At 65.2% G+C, this 13,966-nt stretch carries 14 protein-coding genes and 1 pseudogene; 9 read left to right on the top strand and 6 right to left on the bottom strand.

Annotation, left to right across the window (positions count from 1 at the left end; genetic code table 11):
* The first annotated feature begins 25 nt into the window (after window positions 1-25).
* Window positions 26-439: a PA0061/PA0062 family lipoprotein gene (locus tag LJY18_RS06380; protein ID WP_238040938.1), complete on the top strand. Its 414-nt coding sequence runs from the start codon at window positions 26-28 to the stop codon at window positions 437-439.
* Between the two features lie 106 nt (window positions 440-545).
* Here the strand turns inward: LJY18_RS06380 and LJY18_RS06375 are convergent, their stop codons facing one another.
* From LJY18_RS06375 to LJY18_RS06360, 4 genes are all read right to left on the bottom strand, one after another.
* Window positions 546-971 carry an OsmC family protein gene (locus LJY18_RS06375; protein ID WP_238040937.1) on the bottom strand — a complete coding sequence of 142 codons (426 nt, stop codon included), beginning with the start codon at window positions 969-971 and terminating at the stop codon, window positions 546-548.
* A 67-nt stretch (window positions 972-1,038) separates the two neighbouring features.
* Window positions 1,039-2,040 carry an LLM class flavin-dependent oxidoreductase gene (locus tag LJY18_RS06370; RefSeq protein ID WP_238040936.1) on the bottom strand — a complete coding sequence of 334 codons (1,002 nt, stop codon included), beginning with the start codon at window positions 2,038-2,040 and terminating at the stop codon, window positions 1,039-1,041.
* 318 nt (window positions 2,041-2,358) lie between these two features.
* The gene (locus tag LJY18_RS06365) at window positions 2,359-2,574 is read right to left on the bottom strand and encodes a dodecin (RefSeq protein WP_238040935.1); all 216 of its coding nucleotides are present in this window, start codon (window positions 2,572-2,574) and stop codon (window positions 2,359-2,361) included.
* A 107-nt stretch (window positions 2,575-2,681) separates the two neighbouring features.
* Window positions 2,682-3,569 carry a LysR family transcriptional regulator gene (locus tag LJY18_RS06360; protein WP_238040934.1) on the bottom strand — a complete coding sequence of 296 codons (888 nt, stop codon included), beginning with the start codon at window positions 3,567-3,569 and terminating at the stop codon, window positions 2,682-2,684.
* Window positions 3,570-3,709: 140 nt separating this feature from the next.
* Between LJY18_RS06360 and trpB the strand changes: the two genes are divergently transcribed.
* The 7 genes and pseudogenes from trpB to LJY18_RS06325 all read left to right on the top strand — a co-directional run bounded on the left by trpB (window position 3,710) and on the right by LJY18_RS06325 (window position 10,292).
* Entirely contained in the window at window positions 3,710-4,921 is a 1,212-nt protein-coding gene (gene trpB / locus LJY18_RS06355) for a tryptophan synthase subunit beta (RefSeq protein WP_238040933.1), read from the top strand.
* Entirely contained in the window at window positions 4,918-5,727 is an 810-nt protein-coding gene (trpA, locus tag LJY18_RS06350) for a tryptophan synthase subunit alpha (RefSeq protein WP_238040932.1), read from the top strand. Before trpB ends, trpA begins: the two co-directional genes overlap by 4 nt.
* A 177-nt stretch (window positions 5,728-5,904) precedes the next feature.
* Window positions 5,905-6,816: a LysR family transcriptional regulator gene (locus LJY18_RS06345; protein WP_238040931.1), complete on the top strand. Its 912-nt coding sequence runs from the start codon at window positions 5,905-5,907 to the stop codon at window positions 6,814-6,816.
* Between the two features lie 6 nt (window positions 6,817-6,822).
* Window positions 6,823-7,728, top strand: coding sequence for a LysR family transcriptional regulator (locus LJY18_RS06340; RefSeq protein ID WP_238040930.1), 906 nt, complete (start codon window positions 6,823-6,825; stop codon window positions 7,726-7,728).
* A gap of 232 nt (window positions 7,729-7,960) precedes the next feature.
* Complete coding sequence (locus tag LJY18_RS06335) at window positions 7,961-8,587, top strand: glutathione S-transferase family protein (protein ID WP_238040929.1); 627 nt, start codon at window positions 7,961-7,963, stop codon at window positions 8,585-8,587.
* Window positions 8,588-8,654: 67 nt separating this feature from the next.
* Window positions 8,655-9,569: pseudogene (locus LJY18_RS06330) on the top strand (pyridoxamine 5'-phosphate oxidase family protein); the annotation flags it as partial.
* Window positions 9,570-9,815: 246 nt separating this feature from the next.
* Entirely contained in the window at window positions 9,816-10,292 is a 477-nt protein-coding gene (locus LJY18_RS06325) for a nuclear transport factor 2 family protein (RefSeq protein ID WP_238040928.1), read from the top strand.
* A gap of 76 nt (window positions 10,293-10,368) precedes the next feature.
* Here LJY18_RS06325 and pbpG read toward each other — a convergent pair whose 3' ends face one another.
* Together pbpG and LJY18_RS06315 are read right to left on the bottom strand one after the other, a co-directional pair.
* Window positions 10,369-11,283, bottom strand: coding sequence for a D-alanyl-D-alanine endopeptidase (pbpG, locus tag LJY18_RS06320; RefSeq protein WP_238040927.1), 915 nt, complete (start codon window positions 11,281-11,283; stop codon window positions 10,369-10,371).
* Window positions 11,284-11,417: 134 nt separating this feature from the next.
* Window positions 11,418-12,326 carry a choline sulfate utilization transcriptional regulator gene (locus LJY18_RS06315; protein WP_238040926.1) on the bottom strand — a complete coding sequence of 303 codons (909 nt, stop codon included), beginning with the start codon at window positions 12,324-12,326 and terminating at the stop codon, window positions 11,418-11,420.
* A gap of 114 nt (window positions 12,327-12,440) precedes the next feature.
* On the opposite strand from LJY18_RS06315, the gene betC reads away from it, so the two are divergent.
* A complete protein-coding gene (gene betC / locus LJY18_RS06310) occupies window positions 12,441-13,949 on the top strand; it encodes a choline-sulfatase (RefSeq protein ID WP_238040925.1) in 1,509 nt (502 codons plus the stop codon).
* Window positions 13,950-13,966 lie beyond the last annotated feature (17 nt).

Below are 13,966 nucleotides of genomic sequence, written 5' to 3'. Positions count from 1 at the left end.
CATAACATCAACCGTGGAGCCTCCCATGCGTTATCCAGCCCTGATTGTCGGCCTGTTGATGCTTAGCGCCTGTGCCTCGCCGTTGCCGACGCGCGACCCCGGCCTGGCCTGGGTCGACCTGTACACCACCGCCAGCGACCTGCTGATGGCCGAGGAACTCGACGGCAAGCGCGTCAACGATGGCCGCTACTTCCAGATCACCCCTGGCACCCACGAACTGATCACACGCTACCATTTCGAAGTGCCGGGCGGCGGCAGCCTGATGACCGAGCCGGTTCAGCGCACCTGCGAGATCCGCGTGCGCTACGACGACTTTGCCGCCGGTCAGCACTACCGGATCGAAGCGCGGGCACTGGCGATGAGCGCCCAGGCCTGGCTCTACGACGATCAACGCAATGTGCTGGCAAGGGCCAAGGTACTGCGCTGCGGCATGTTCTAGCGCGATCCCGCATTCCGAACCGGCGGGAACTGGCATATCTGTACAATGCAGATGAGTGGGCCAGGCGTGGCTTGCCGCACCTTGAGCCGCACTCGGTCTACACCGCTCAGCTGTCGAGCACGGCTTCCAGGGTGATCTCGGCATTCAGTACCTTGGATACCGGGCAACCATTCTTGGCTGCTTCCACCGCCTGCTCAAAGGCCGCCCGGTCCGCACCCGGAATCTTCGCGCGCAGGCTGAGGTTCACGGCGGTTATGGCGAAGCCGCCGTCGACCTTGTCCAGCGTCACCTCGGCCTTGGTCTCGATGCTTTCGGCGGTCATCCCGGCGTCACCCAGTTCCTTGGACAGGGCCATGGAAAAACAGCCGGCATGGGCCGCGCCGATCAGCTCTTCAGGGTTGGTGCCTGGCTGATCCTCGAAGCGTGTATTGAAGCCATAGGGACTGCTGGACAAGGCACCGCTCTGGGTGGAAATAGTGCCTTTGCCGTCTTTGAGGCCGCCTTGCCAGTGGGCCGATGCTGTCTTTTTCATCTGAACTCTCCATTGCGTAAGGGCTACAACGTTCAGAGAGCTATCGGCGCTACAAGTTCGCGGCGATTTAGCCGGCACGCAGCTGGGCGAGGATCTCGAAGGCCCGCAAGCGGTCGGCGAAGTCGTAGAGGTCGCAGGTGAAGATCAGCTCGTCGGCCCCGGTCTGCTCCAGCAGCACCTCCAGGCGCGCACGGACTTTCTCCGGGCCGCCGACCACCGCCATGCCGAAGAAGCTGGCAACGGCCTCTTTTTCGTGGGGCAGCCACAGACCCTGCATGCTCTTGACCGGCGCCTTCTGCACCAGGCTGTGGCCACGGATCAAGGCGAGAATGCGCTGGTAGGCCGAGGTCGCCAGGTAGTCCGCTTGCTCATCGCTATCGGCCGCAATCAGGGGCACACCGAGCATCACATAGGGCTCATCGAGCACCGCCGAGGGTTTGAAGTGGTTGCGGTAGACGCGAATTGCCTCGTGCATGTAGCGCGGCGCGAAGTGCGAGGCGAAGGCATAGGGCAGGCCTTTCTCGCCCGCCAACTGGGCGCTGAACAGGCTGGAACCAAGCAGCCAGATCGGCACATTGGTGCCTGTGCCCGGCATGGCGATGACCCGCTGATTCGGCGTGCGTGGGCCCAGATAGCCCTGCAATTCCTCGACATCGCGGGGGAAGTCATCGGCACTGCCGGAGCGCTCGCGGCGCAGGGCATGGGCGGTGAACTGGTCGGCGCCGGGCGCGCGCCCCAGGCCCAGGTCGATGCGCCCCGGGTACAGGGTGGCGAGAGTGCCGAACTGCTCGGCGATCACCAAAGGCGCGTGGTTGGGCAACATCACCCCGCCGGAACCGACACGAAGGGTCGAAGTCCCTGCGGCCAGGTAGCCCAGCAGCACCGCGGTCGCCGAACTGGCGATACCGTCCATGTTGTGGTGTTCGGCCACCCAGAAGCGGGTGAATCCGAGGCGCTCGACATGCCGGGCCAACGCCAGGGAGTTATGCAGCGCCTGCTCGGGGCCGCCGTCATCGCGGATCGGTGCGAGATCGAGGGTGGAAATCTTGGTCTTTGCCAGTGCGCTCATCTGCCCCTGCCTGTTCGAGTACGGTCTATCGAGGCGAGTCGACACCCGAGTGGAATGCGTGGGGGCATACTCTACGGCGTCCAGGCGCGACCGGCCAGCAGGCACCACCTGCGCTCAACGGGCGCGCGGCAGAGCCTATGTCAATGCGCCAGGACTGCATCGGGTGGAGAAGACGCTACCCATCCACCCGGATTTCGTCACCCGCATAAACCCCAAGCCCATCCGGGACGCGGCAGTGGTCATGAGGCCCCTGCCCCCATTGCCTAGGGGTTACGCCCTTTCAAGGATTGTTGAGCGGCAGTTAAGCGAACGGCCTGCTCAGCTATCGCTGATGCGGAAACCGACCTTCAGGGTCACCTGATAGTGGCCGACCTTACCGTTTTCGATATGCCCGCGGTTTTCCAGGACTTCATACCATTCCAGGTTGCGGATCGATTTGGCGCACTCGGCCAGGGCATTGTTGATCGCATCATCGCTGCTGATGCGCGAAGAGCCGACTACTTCGACTTTCTTGTAGGTGTGGTGATCAGACATGGCGGTTTCTCCTCGAGGGGCTAGTTAAACGCTAGTCGATAAGTCGGCAGTACGCGGTTTCTCTTTGCCCGGCGATGACCGCTTCAGACGGCGACCGAAGTGCCACCCTAGCCCGCCAACTCGCCGCGCAGCCACTCGGCCAGGCATTGCGCGCGCTTGTCCAGGCGCCGCGCGGGGACCCACAAGGCCAGCCGGGCCGGGGTTGCGACGAACCCCCAGGGCGCGACCAGACGCCCGGCCGCCAGATCGTCGGCAACCAGTTGTTGCGGAGCGATGGCCACGCCCAGGCCAGCCGCGGCAGCCTCCAGCAGGTAGTAGAGATGCTCGAAACCCTGGCCCAGCTTGAGTGCGCCCGCATCCAGGCCATTGCTCGCCGCCCAGCTCGGCCAGGCTTGCGGACGCGAGCTGGTGTGCAGCAAGGGTTCGCCCAGCAACGCCGCCGCGGGGGCCTGGTGCAGCGCGGCAAAGCGCCCATAGCGTGGACTCAAGACCGGTCCTATGTGCTCGACCGCCAGCTCGAACACCTGCATGTCCGCCGGCCAGGGTGGCTCGGCAAACCACAGGGTGGCGTCGACCCCGGCGCGCCGCGGATCCAGCTCACCCTCGCTGGCCGAGAGTTGCAGGCGCAACTCCGGCAGCTCGCGATTGAGCCGATCCAGGCGCGGAATGAACCAGCGCGCCAGCAGGCTGCCTGGGCAGGCCAACACGAATGGCGCCTCGGCCTGGCCCTGCTGCAGTTCGCTGCAGACCACCCGCAGCCGTTCAAACGCCTCGCTGCTGACATCGCGCAAGCGCACCCCGGCATCTGTGAGTTTAAGGCCACGCCCGTCCTTGACGAACAAGGCCACGCCGAGGTGCTCCTCCAGCGCACGGAGCTGTCGACTGACCGCACCATGGGTGACATGCAGCTGCTCTGCCGCCTGACTGACGCTTTGCAGGCGGGCGGCTGCCTCGAATGCGCGCAGGGCGTTGAGGGGGGGAAGCACTTGGGTCATCTGTGAGTTTTCCTGACAGGTTGCAGCAATCTTATCGCTTTTGTCCCAGGCCACCCAGCCTTATCCTGTGTCCATTGTCGCAGGAGCCGCAGGTCGCCATGCCCCGCCTCCCAGACGCCCAACACTCCCAGGAGAACGCCATGACTTCATTCCGCAGCGGCCCCGATGCCAACGGCCTGTTCGGCTCGTTTGGTGGCCAGTATGTCGCCGAAACCCTGATGCCGCTGATCCACGAACTGGCCGCGGAATACGAGAAAGCCAAGGCCGACCCGAGCTTCCTCGAAGAACTGGCCTACTTCCAGCGCGACTTCGTCGGCCGGCCGAGCCCGCTGTATTTCGCCGAGCGCCTGACCGAGCATTGCGGCGGGGCGAAGATCTACTTCAAGCGTGAAGAGCTCAACCACACCGGCGCGCACAAGATCAACAATTGCATCGGCCAGGCCCTGCTGGCGCGCCGCATGGGCAAGCAACGCATCATCGCCGAGACCGGCGCAGGCATGCACGGCGTGGCCACCGCCACGGTCGCGGCGCGCTTCGGCATGGAGTGCGTGATCTTCATGGGCACTACCGATATCGACCGGCAGCAGGCCAACGTCTTCCGCATGAAGCTGCTCGGGGCCACCGTCATTCCGGTGGTCGCCGGCACCGGCACCCTCAAGGATGCGATGAACGAAGCGCTGCGCGACTGGGTGACCAATGTCGACAACACCTTCTACATGATCGGCACCGTGGCCGGTCCGCACCCGTATCCGGCGATGGTGCGTGACTTCCAGGCGGTGATCGGCAAGGAAACCCGCACCCAGATTCTCGCTCAGGAAGGCCGTCTACCCGACAGCCTGGTGGCCTGCATCGGCGGCGGCTCCAATGCCATCGGCCTGTTCCACCCCTTCCTCGACGACCAGGACATCCAGATTATCGGCGTCGAGGCGGCGGGTTACGGCATCGCAACCGGCAAGCATGCCGCCAGCCTGAACGGCGGCGTACCGGGCGTGCTGCACGGCAACCGCACCTTCCTGCTGCAGGATGACGATGGCCAGATCATCGACGCCCACTCGATTTCCGCCGGCCTGGATTACCCCGGCATCGGCCCGGAACACGCCTGGTTGCATGACGTCGGCCGGGTCGAATACACCTCGGTGACCGACCAGGAAGCCCTCGACGCCTTCCACAAGTGCTGTCGCCTGGAAGGCATCATTCCCGCGCTGGAAAGCGCTCACGCCCTGGCCGAAGTGTTCAAGCGCGCGCCGACGCTGCCCAAGGAACACCTGATGGTGATCAACCTGTCCGGGCGCGGTGACAAGGACATGCAAACCGTGATGCACCACATGGGCGAACTGGAGAACCAAGCATGAGCCGTCTGCAGACCCGCTTTGCCGAGCTGAAGCAACAGAACCGCGCCGCCCTGGTGACCTTCGTCACCGCTGGCGACCCCAACTACGACGCCTCGCTGGCGATCCTCAAGGGCCTGCCAGCTGCCGGTGCCGACGTGATCGAACTGGGCATGCCCTTTACCGACCCGATGGCCGATGGCCCGGCGATCCAGCTGGCGAATATCCGCGCTCTGGATGGCGGGCAGAACCTGGCCAAGACCCTGCAGATGGTTCGCGAGTTTCGCCAGGGCGAGCAGAACACGCCGCTGGTGCTGATGGGCTACTTCAACCCGATCCACCATTACGGCGTGGCGCGCTTTATTGCCGAAGCCAAGGAGTCGGGAGTCGACGGCCTGATCGTGGTCGACCTGCCGCCGGAACATAACATCGACCTGTGCGACCCGGCGCAAGCCGCGGGCCTGGACTTCATCCGCCTGACCACCCCGACCACCGACGATGCGCGCCTGCCCAAGGTGCTCAACGGCAGTTCCGGCTTCGTCTACTACGTCTCGGTGGCCGGCGTCACCGGCGCCGGTGCGGCGACCCTGGAACACGTCGAGCAAGCGGTGGCCCGTCTGCGTCGGCATACCGACCTGCCGATCAGCATCGGCTTCGGCATCCGCACCCCGGAACACGCGGCGACCATCGCCCGCCTGGCCGACGGCGTGGTGGTCGGCTCGGCGCTGATCGACCAGATCGCCCATGCCGAGGACAGCGAACAGGCCGTACAGGGTGTGCTGAGCCTGTGCCGCGACCTGGCCGACGGGGTGCGCAACGCCCGCCTGTAACCCTCGTCCGCCCAAAAAGCCGCTATTGCCGCACAGGCATAGCGGCTTTTTGGTCTGTGCAGAACCTGTACGCGACACTCAACGCCAGCCTGACTGACAAGAACTCTAAATAACCACAGTCAAAACCCGAACACTGTTGCCCATAATGGAATGACCAGCCAAGCAGGAGTCGCGCGAGTGGACAGGTTTCAGGAGATGCAGGTGTTTCTCGCCGTCGCCGAGGAACAGGGCTTTGCCCTGGCAGCACGCCGTTTGAACCTGTCGCCCCCCAGCGTGACCCGCGCGGTGGCAGCCCTCGAAGAGCGCATCGGCACCCTGCTGCTGGCGCGTACCACACGCAGCGTGCACCTGACCGAAGCGGGCCAGCGCTACCTGGAAGACTGCCGCCGGATTCTCGGCGAGCTGGAGGAAGCGGAGGAATCCGCCGCCGGCAGCCATGCCATCGCCCGTGGCCTCCTGTGCCTGACCGCCCCGGTACTGTTCGGCGAGCTGTTCGTCACCCCGCTGATGGTCGACTACCTCGAGCAGCACCCGGCGGTGACGATCAAGGCCCTGCTGCTCGACCGCGTGGCGAGCATGGTCGACGAGGGCATCGATGTCGCCGTGCGCATCGGCCACCTGCCTGACAGCGGTTTGCACGCCGTGCCGGTCGGCCATGTGCGCCAGGTGGTCTGCGCCTCCCCGGGCTATCTGCAGCGGCACGGCCGGCCAGCGCATCCGCGCGACCTGCACGACGCCCGCATCGTTCTCGCCGCCAGCAGCAGCCTGCTCACCGACTGGCAATTCAGCGCGCCCGAGGGCGCGTTGACCATCCGCCCGGAACCGCGCCTGGTGGTCACCGCCAATCAGGCCGCGATCAATGCCGCACAACTGGGCTGGGGCCTGACCCGCGTGCTCTCCTATCAGGTGGCCGCGCAGGTGGCCGCCGGCGAGCTGGAACTGCTGCTGGAGCGCTTCGAACCACCGCCGCTACCCATCCACGTGGTCTATCAAGGCGGTCGCAGGGTGCCGGCCAAGGTGCGCAGCTTTGTCGATTTTTGCGTCGAGCGCCTGAGCGGCGATGCGGCACTCAATCCACCGGCGCGCTGACCGAGAATGGACCGCTATCAACAGATGCGCGCATTTCAGGCCGTGGCCGAAGACCTCAGCCTGGCTGCGGCGGCGCGACGCCTGAACCTGTCCGCACCGACGCTGACCCGCGCCATTGCCACCCTGGAACAGCGTCTCGGCGCTCCTTTGCTGAGCCGTAGCACCCGCGGCGTACAACTGACCGAGACCGGCCAGCGCTTTGCCCTGGACTGCCAGCGCATCCTGCACGAGGTGTCCGAGGCGGATGAGTCGGCCAGTGGCCTGCACCGGCAGCCGCGTGGTCGGCTGACGCTGGCCACGCCGTTGCTGTTTGGCCAGCAGGTGCTGACGCCGGTCCTGCTCGACTACCTGGATGCCTACCCCGAGGTGCAGATTCTCGGCCAGTACCTGGACCGCGTCCCCAACCTGCACGAGGAAGGGGTGGATGTCGCCATCCAGGTTGGCGAACTGGCGGATTCATCGTTGTACGCCCTGCAGGTCGGGCACATTCGCCATGTGGTCTGCGCCAGTCCGGCATACCTGGCCGCGCAGGGCGAGCCCGTGACCCCGCAAAGCTTGAAGGCACGGCAGATCATCCATTCGAGTGCCGATACGCGCTTGCCGGAATGGCACTTTCAGCACAATGGCCGGGCACTGGCGCTGAACCTGCATCCGCGCCTCAGTTGCACCACCACCCAGGCGGCGATTGCGGCGGCCTGCCGGGGCGCCGGCCTGACCCGCTGCATGAGCTATCAGATTCATGCGCAGCTGCAGACGGGCCAACTGCGCACGGTGCTGACGGCCTTCGAACTGCCCAGCCAACCGGTCCACCTGGTTTACCGTGAAGGCCGCAGGGCCGCCGCGCGGGTGCGCAGCTTCGTCGATTTCGCGGCGGCGAAACTGCGCGAGCACCCCGCGCTGGCACCAACCTGATGGCCTCCAGCGATTGCCGAGCGCAGGCCCCGGATCAGCGCCAGGCGCGCGGTGCAAGACCGAATACGGCCAGGGCGGCCTCGGAGGTTATTGCAGAAACTGAAACAGTGGATTGTCATTTCTGGTGATTCTGCAATTTCCATCTGGGATGGATCATCACGTCCATCGGCGCGGCCTCTGCTAATAGCACCCGCCGCTGAGCGATCCACTCAACTGCCTTGCGGAGACTGCCATGACCCAGAACGCCATCAAACTGTTTCGTCATCCCCTATCCGGCCATGCCCACCGTGTCGAGCTGATGCTGTCCCTGCTTGGCCTGCCCAGCGAACTGGTGTTCGTCGACCTGGCCAAGGGCGCGCACAAACAGCCGGAGTTCCTGGCGATGAACCCCTTCGGCCAGGTGCCGGTGATCGACGACAACGGCACCGTGCTGGCCGACTCGAATGCCATTCTGGTCTACCTGGCGCTGAAATACGGCGACGGCCGCTGGCTACCGCGCGATGCCACAGGGGCTGCCGCCGTGCAGCGCTGGCTATCGGTTGCCGCCGGACCGCTCGCGGCGGGGCCCGCCCGCGCACGCTTGATCACCGTGTTCGGCGCGCCCTACAACGCCGAAGAAGTGATCGCCAATGCCCACGCCCTGCTCCAGGTGATCGAGGCCGAATTGCAGGGTCGGCAGTTCCTGGTTGGCGAGCAGCCGAGCATTGCCGACATTGCTTGCTACAGCTACATCGCCCACGCGCCTGAGGGCAACGTGTCGCTGGCCGACTACCCGAATATCCGCGCCTGGCTGGCCCGTATCGAAGCGCTGCCGCACTTCGTGCCGATGCCACGCAGCGCCGCCGGCCTGCAAGCCTGACCCGCGGCGCCGCTCAGCCGCACGCTGACCGGCGCCCTGTCGTCTGCATTGTTCTGGAGTCATTGCCATGGTTTCCCAGCCTCAAGAACACCCGCCTACGCCCTGGCATGCCGGGGAACAGGCCCTGCAGCAACGCGTCGGCGTGGCCGAGCGCATGCAGGCGATCGGCAGTCGGGTAATCCGCGATCACCTGCCCGAGCAGCATCGCGATTTCTATCGGCAATTGCCCTTTATCCTGCTCGGTTCGGTGGACGCCGAGGGCCAGCCCTGGGCCAGCATCCTCGAAGGCCGGCCGGGCTTTGCCCATGCGCCTGAGCCGCACCTGCTGCAGCTGGACTGCCGACCTGACCCCAGCGACCCGGCGGCGGCCAATCTGGCCGACGGCGCGGCGGTCGGCCTGCTCGGCATCGAGCTGCACAGCCGCCGGCGCAACCGGGTCAACGGCCATGTCACGGGCGCTTCCGCGACGGGCTTCGGCGTGAGGGTGGAGCAGGCTTTCGGCAACTGCCCGCAATATATCCAGCAGCGCGAAGCGCACTTTGTCCGCGAGCCCGGGCCACGGCAAGGCCTTCAACTGCAGCGGCTCGAGGCGCTGGACGAGGCCGCCCGCGAACTGATTCGCGGCGCCGATACCTGCTTCGTCGCCAGTTATGCCGACCCGGACGGTGATCCCGCGCGGCGTTCGGTGGATGTCTCCCATCGCGGCGGCCAGACCGGTTTCGTCCAGGTCGAGGGCGACTGCCTGAGCATTCCGGACTTCGCCGGCAACCTCTTCTTTAACACCCTGGGTAACCTGCTGCTCAACCCGCGCGCCGGCCTGCTGTTTATCGACTTCAGCAGCGGTGATCTGCTACAGCTCAGCGGCCACAGCGAGATCGTCTTCGACGGCCCCGAAGTGACGGCCTTTCAGGGCGCCGAACGGCTCTGGCGCCTGCACGTCACCCAAGTGCTGCGGCGGCCGGCGGCCCTGGCGTTGCGCTGGACACCTGGAAAGCGGCAGTTTGCTGGAACTGGCCGAGGGTCACGGCCTGAAGCCGGAATTCAGTTGCCGGTGCACCTGTAGCACCCGCCTGATCAGTGGCCAGGTGCATTACCCGATTCCGCCGGCAGAGCCCCCTGCGGCCGGTGAAGTACTGATCTGCTGCGCCATTCCGGCGCACGCCAGCGAGGGCTCGAGCAGCCTGGTGCTGGAGCTTTAACCGACCACCCACCATTGCGAGGCAATCCCATGAGCAACGCCGAAAGCCGTCCACCCTTGCCACCCTTCAGCCACGACACCGCGATACAGAAGGTGCGCATGGCCGAAGACGGCTGGAACAGCCGCGACCCGCAGCGGGTGGCTCTGGCCTATACGCTCGATAGCCGCTGGCGCAACCGCGCCGAGTTCCCCCAGGGCCGCGCCGAGATCCAGGCCTTCCTCGAACGCAAGTGGCAACGCGAGCTGGAGTATCGCCTGATCAAGGAACTCTGGGCCCATGAGGGCAACCGCATTGCCGTGCGCTTCGCCTACGAGTGGCACGACGCCACGGGCAACTGGTTCCGCTCCTATGGCAACGAGAACTGGGAGTTTGACGATCAGGGCCTGATGCGCCTGCGCTATGCCAGCATCAACGACCTGCCGATCAGCGCCGCCGAACGCAAGTTCCACTGGCCGCAAGGCCGGCGCCCGGATGATCACCCGGGGTTGAGCGAGCTGGGCCTGTAGCCGTCCCGCCCATGAACAAGCCGCTGGGAACAACGGCTTATCCGCGCGCTGGGGCGCAGGCGCTTTTCAATGGCGGTTAAGGCTGCGCCGCCTGCAAGCGCCGCTGCAGGGTCTTCTGCTGGCGGTAGTTGATTGCCGCGGCCGGCACCGGGGTGATCTTGCCGGTTTCCAGCCAGCGCTTCAGGCGGTTGGCGTCGGCCATGTGGGTGTACTTGCCGAAGGCGTCCAGCACCACGAAGGCCACCGGGCGCTTATTCATCATCGTGCGCATCACCAGGCAATGGCCGGCTTCGTCGGTGTAGCCGGTCTTGGTCACCTGCACGCTCCAGTCGGCCTTGCGCACCAGGGCGTTGGTGTTGCGAAAACCCAGGGTGTAGTTGGGTTTATGAAAGGCCACGGTTTTTTCCCGGGTCGTGCTCAGCTCACTGATCAGCGGGTACTGCCGAGTGGCCTTGAGCAGCAGCACCAAGTCATTGGCGGTGGAGACGTTGTGCTCCGACAGCCCGGTCGGCTCGACGTAGCGGGTGTGGTGCATGCCCAGTGCCTTGGCCTTGGCGTTCATCGCCGCGACGAAAGCTGTGTGGCCACCGGGATAATGGTGCGCCAGGCTGGCCGCCGCGCGATTCTCCGACGACATCAGGGTCAGCAGGAGCATGTCACGCCGGCTGATTACGCTGCCCACCCGCACCCGTGAAAACACCCCCTTCATCTCCTGGGTGTCGCGGATGGTGATCGGCAGCACTTGCTCAAGCGGCAGCTTGGCATCCAGCGCGACCATGGCGGTCATCAGCTTGGTCACCGAGGCGATCGGGACCACCACATCGGGGTTGCTGGAGTAGAGCACCTGGTTGGTCTGCAGGTCGACCAGCAGCGCACTGCCTGCGGCAAGCTCCTGCTGACGGGGAGCCTTGGCGGCGGCATGGGCGTTCGAGGCAACTGCAACGCAGCTGCAGATCAGCAGCAGACTGACTAGCGAATGACGGATATTCACAGGACGATTCACAAGGTGGGGTGGAAGAAAGTCGGCACTGTCCCTTGCGACCGGCGGAGTATACGGCACTCATCTATCTCTGTTGCAGTGTAGGGTGCCTGCGCGGCGCCATTCTGTCCGTTCGGCGGATGCTTTCAGGTGCCGTCCAATTCGCTCTGCAGCCAATCGACGAACTGCTCGGTCAGGCGCTGCCGACGCTTGCGCGCGGGCAGCACCAGGTAATAGCCGAATTCGGAACGCACCTCGCCAGCACAGACCCGGCAGAGCAGGTCCTGGGCCAGCAATTCGTCGACCAGATGGCGCCAGCCGATGGCCACGCCCTGGCCGGCAATCGCCGCCTGGATCAGCAGAGTGTAGTTGTCGAAACGCAGGGCGCCGGCACCGGGCGCCGCGGCGACGCCCAAGGCATGGAACAGGCCGTTCCAGTCAAACCAGCGCGAGCGGCTCTCGGGGCGCAGGTGCAGCAGCGGCAACTCGGCCAGCGCCGCGGCCGGCAGCGGCAACTGACGGTCGCGCAGCAACTGGGGGCTACACACCGGAAACACCTCCTCGTTGAACAGCAGGCGGGCCTCGCCATGCTTGAAGCGACCCTCGCCGAAGGCGATGGCCACGTCGATGTCCGAAGGCAGGGTGCCCAGGTCACGCGCACTGCTGATCAGGCTGACATCCACCTCGGGGTGGAGCTGATGAAAACGCGGCAGGCGCGGCATCAGCCAATAGGCGGCGAAGGCGAAGTCGGTGGCCACCTGCAAGACCTCGTGCTGCTGCCGGGCGGTGACCGCCATCAGGCCGGCATCGAGCGACTCCAGTCCGCTGCGCACATAGCGCAGCAGCATCTCGCCGGCCTCGGTAAGGACGATGCCGCGATAGACCCGATCGAACAGACGGGTCGCCAGCTGCTGCTCCAGACGCTTGATCTGCTGGCTGATCGCCGGCTGGCTGCTGCCCAGTTCGGTCGCCGCCGCGGTGAAACTCAGATGGCGGGCGGCGGACTCGAACACCCGCAACACGTCCAGGGAAACGCCCTCGATACTCTCAAACATAAGCTGTAGTTATCCGAGTCATGTGTTTGCAGCGGGTTTACCACATTTCTTGCAGCGCAGATTATCGCTAGCAGCAATTTCGCATAAATTTTTTATATGGAATAACGGCTCGCCATGAAACGTCCCAACATTCTCTTCATCATGGCCGACCAGATGGCCGCTCCGCTGCTGCCGATCCATGATCCGGCCTCACCGATCAAGATGCCCAACCTGGTGCGCCTGGCCGAAACCGGCGTGGTATTCGATTCCGCCTACTGCAACAGCCCGCTCTGTGCCCCGTCACGCTTCACCCTGGTCAGCGGCCAGCTGCCGTCGAAAATCGGCGCCTACGACAACGCCGCCGACTTTCCCGGCGATGTGCCGACCTACGCTCATTACCTGCGCAGCCTCGGCTACCACACGGCGCTGGCCGGCAAGATGCACTTCTGCGGCCCGGACCAGCTGCATGGCTACGAAGAGCGCCTGACCAGCGACATCTACCCGGCCGACTATGGCTGGGCGGTGAACTGGGACGCGCCGGACGAACGCCTGAGCTGGTACCACAACATGTCCTCGGTATTGCAGGCTGGCCCAACGGTGCGCACCAACCAGCTGGATTTCGATGAAGAGGTGGTGTTCAAGGCCCAGCAGTATCTCTACAACCATGTCCGCGAGAACGCCGAGCAGCCGTTCTGCCTGACGGTGTCGATGACTCACCCGCACGACCCCTACTGCATCCCGGAAGAGTTCTGGAACCTGTACCGCGACGAGGACGTCCCGCTGCCGGGGGTCAACATCGACCAGCAGGACCTCGACCCGCACTCGCAACGCATCCTCAAGGTCATCGACCTGTGGGGCAAGGCGCTGCCCGCGGAGAAGATCCGGGATGCGCGGCGCGCCTATTTCGGGGCCTGCAGCTATATCGACGCGAATATCGGCAAGCTGCTGAAAACCCTCGGCGATTGCGGCCTGGCCGAGGACACCATCATCGTCTTCTCCGGCGACCATGGTGACATGCTTGGCGAGCGCGGACTCTGGTACAAGATGCACTGGTTCGAGATGGCCGCACGGGTGCCCTTCGTGGTGCACGCGCCGCGCCAATTCGCCGCGCACCGGGTCAGCCAGTCGATGTCCACCGCCGACCTGCTGCCGACCCTGGTGGAGCTGGCCGGCGGTTCGCTGGACCCCAGCCTGCCGCTCGATGGCCGCTCCCTGCTGCCACACTTGCAGGGCAGCGGCGGGCACGACGAAGTACTCGGCGAGTACATGGGCGAAGGCACCAACAGCCCGCTGATGATGATCCGCCGCGGCGACTGGAAATTCATCTATTCCGAACAGGACCCACTACTGTTGTTCAACGTGGCCAATGACCCGAAAGAGCTGGAGAACCTGGCCCAGTCGCCCGATCACCAAGGCCTGCTGGCCGAGTTCCTCGATGACGCCCACCAGCGCTGGGACATGCCGGCGATCCATCAGGCCACCCTCGCCAGCCAGCGGCGTCGACGTTTCGTCGCCGAGTCGCTGGCCAAGGGCAAGCTGAAGAGCTGGGACCATCAACCCATGGTCGACGCCAGCCAGCAATACATGCGCAACCACATCGACCTGGACGACCTGGAGCGCCGCGCCCGCTACCCGCGGCCATGATCGCGACAACCGACAAG

This window comes from Pseudomonas sp. MMS21 TM103, assembly GCF_022132145.1.
Lineage (GTDB): Bacteria > Pseudomonadota > Gammaproteobacteria > Pseudomonadales > Pseudomonadaceae > Aquipseudomonas.
This window is presented reverse-complemented; position numbering and strand designations above follow the sequence as displayed.

Bases quoted from the DNA above. Each gene is read 5' to 3' on its own strand.
- LJY18_RS06360 (WP_238040934.1), bottom strand. From the start codon at position 3,569: ATGACCCAAGTGCTTCCCCCCCTCAACGCCCTGCGCGCATTCGAGGCA.
- trpB (WP_238040933.1), top strand. From the start codon at position 3,710: ATGACTTCATTCCGCAGCGGCCCCGATGCCAACGGCCTGTTCGGCTCG.
- trpA (WP_238040932.1), top strand. From the start codon at position 4,918: ATGAGCCGTCTGCAGACCCGCTTTGCCGAGCTGAAGCAACAGAACCGC.
- LJY18_RS06365 (WP_238040935.1), bottom strand. From the start codon at position 2,574: ATGTCTGATCACCACACCTACAAGAAAGTCGAAGTAGTCGGCTCTTCG.
- LJY18_RS06335 (WP_238040929.1), top strand. From the start codon at position 7,961: ATGACCCAGAACGCCATCAAACTGTTTCGTCATCCCCTATCCGGCCAT.
- LJY18_RS06325 (WP_238040928.1), top strand. From the start codon at position 9,816: ATGAGCAACGCCGAAAGCCGTCCACCCTTGCCACCCTTCAGCCACGAC.
- LJY18_RS06340 (WP_238040930.1), top strand. From the start codon at position 6,823: ATGGACCGCTATCAACAGATGCGCGCATTTCAGGCCGTGGCCGAAGAC.
- LJY18_RS06315 (WP_238040926.1), bottom strand. From the start codon at position 12,326: ATGTTTGAGAGTATCGAGGGCGTTTCCCTGGACGTGTTGCGGGTGTTC.
- LJY18_RS06380 (WP_238040938.1), top strand. From the start codon at position 26: ATGCGTTATCCAGCCCTGATTGTCGGCCTGTTGATGCTTAGCGCCTGT.
- LJY18_RS06370 (WP_238040936.1), bottom strand. From the start codon at position 2,040: ATGAGCGCACTGGCAAAGACCAAGATTTCCACCCTCGATCTCGCACCG.
- LJY18_RS06375 (WP_238040937.1), bottom strand. From the start codon at position 971: ATGAAAAAGACAGCATCGGCCCACTGGCAAGGCGGCCTCAAAGACGGC.
- betC (WP_238040925.1), top strand. From the start codon at position 12,441: ATGAAACGTCCCAACATTCTCTTCATCATGGCCGACCAGATGGCCGCT.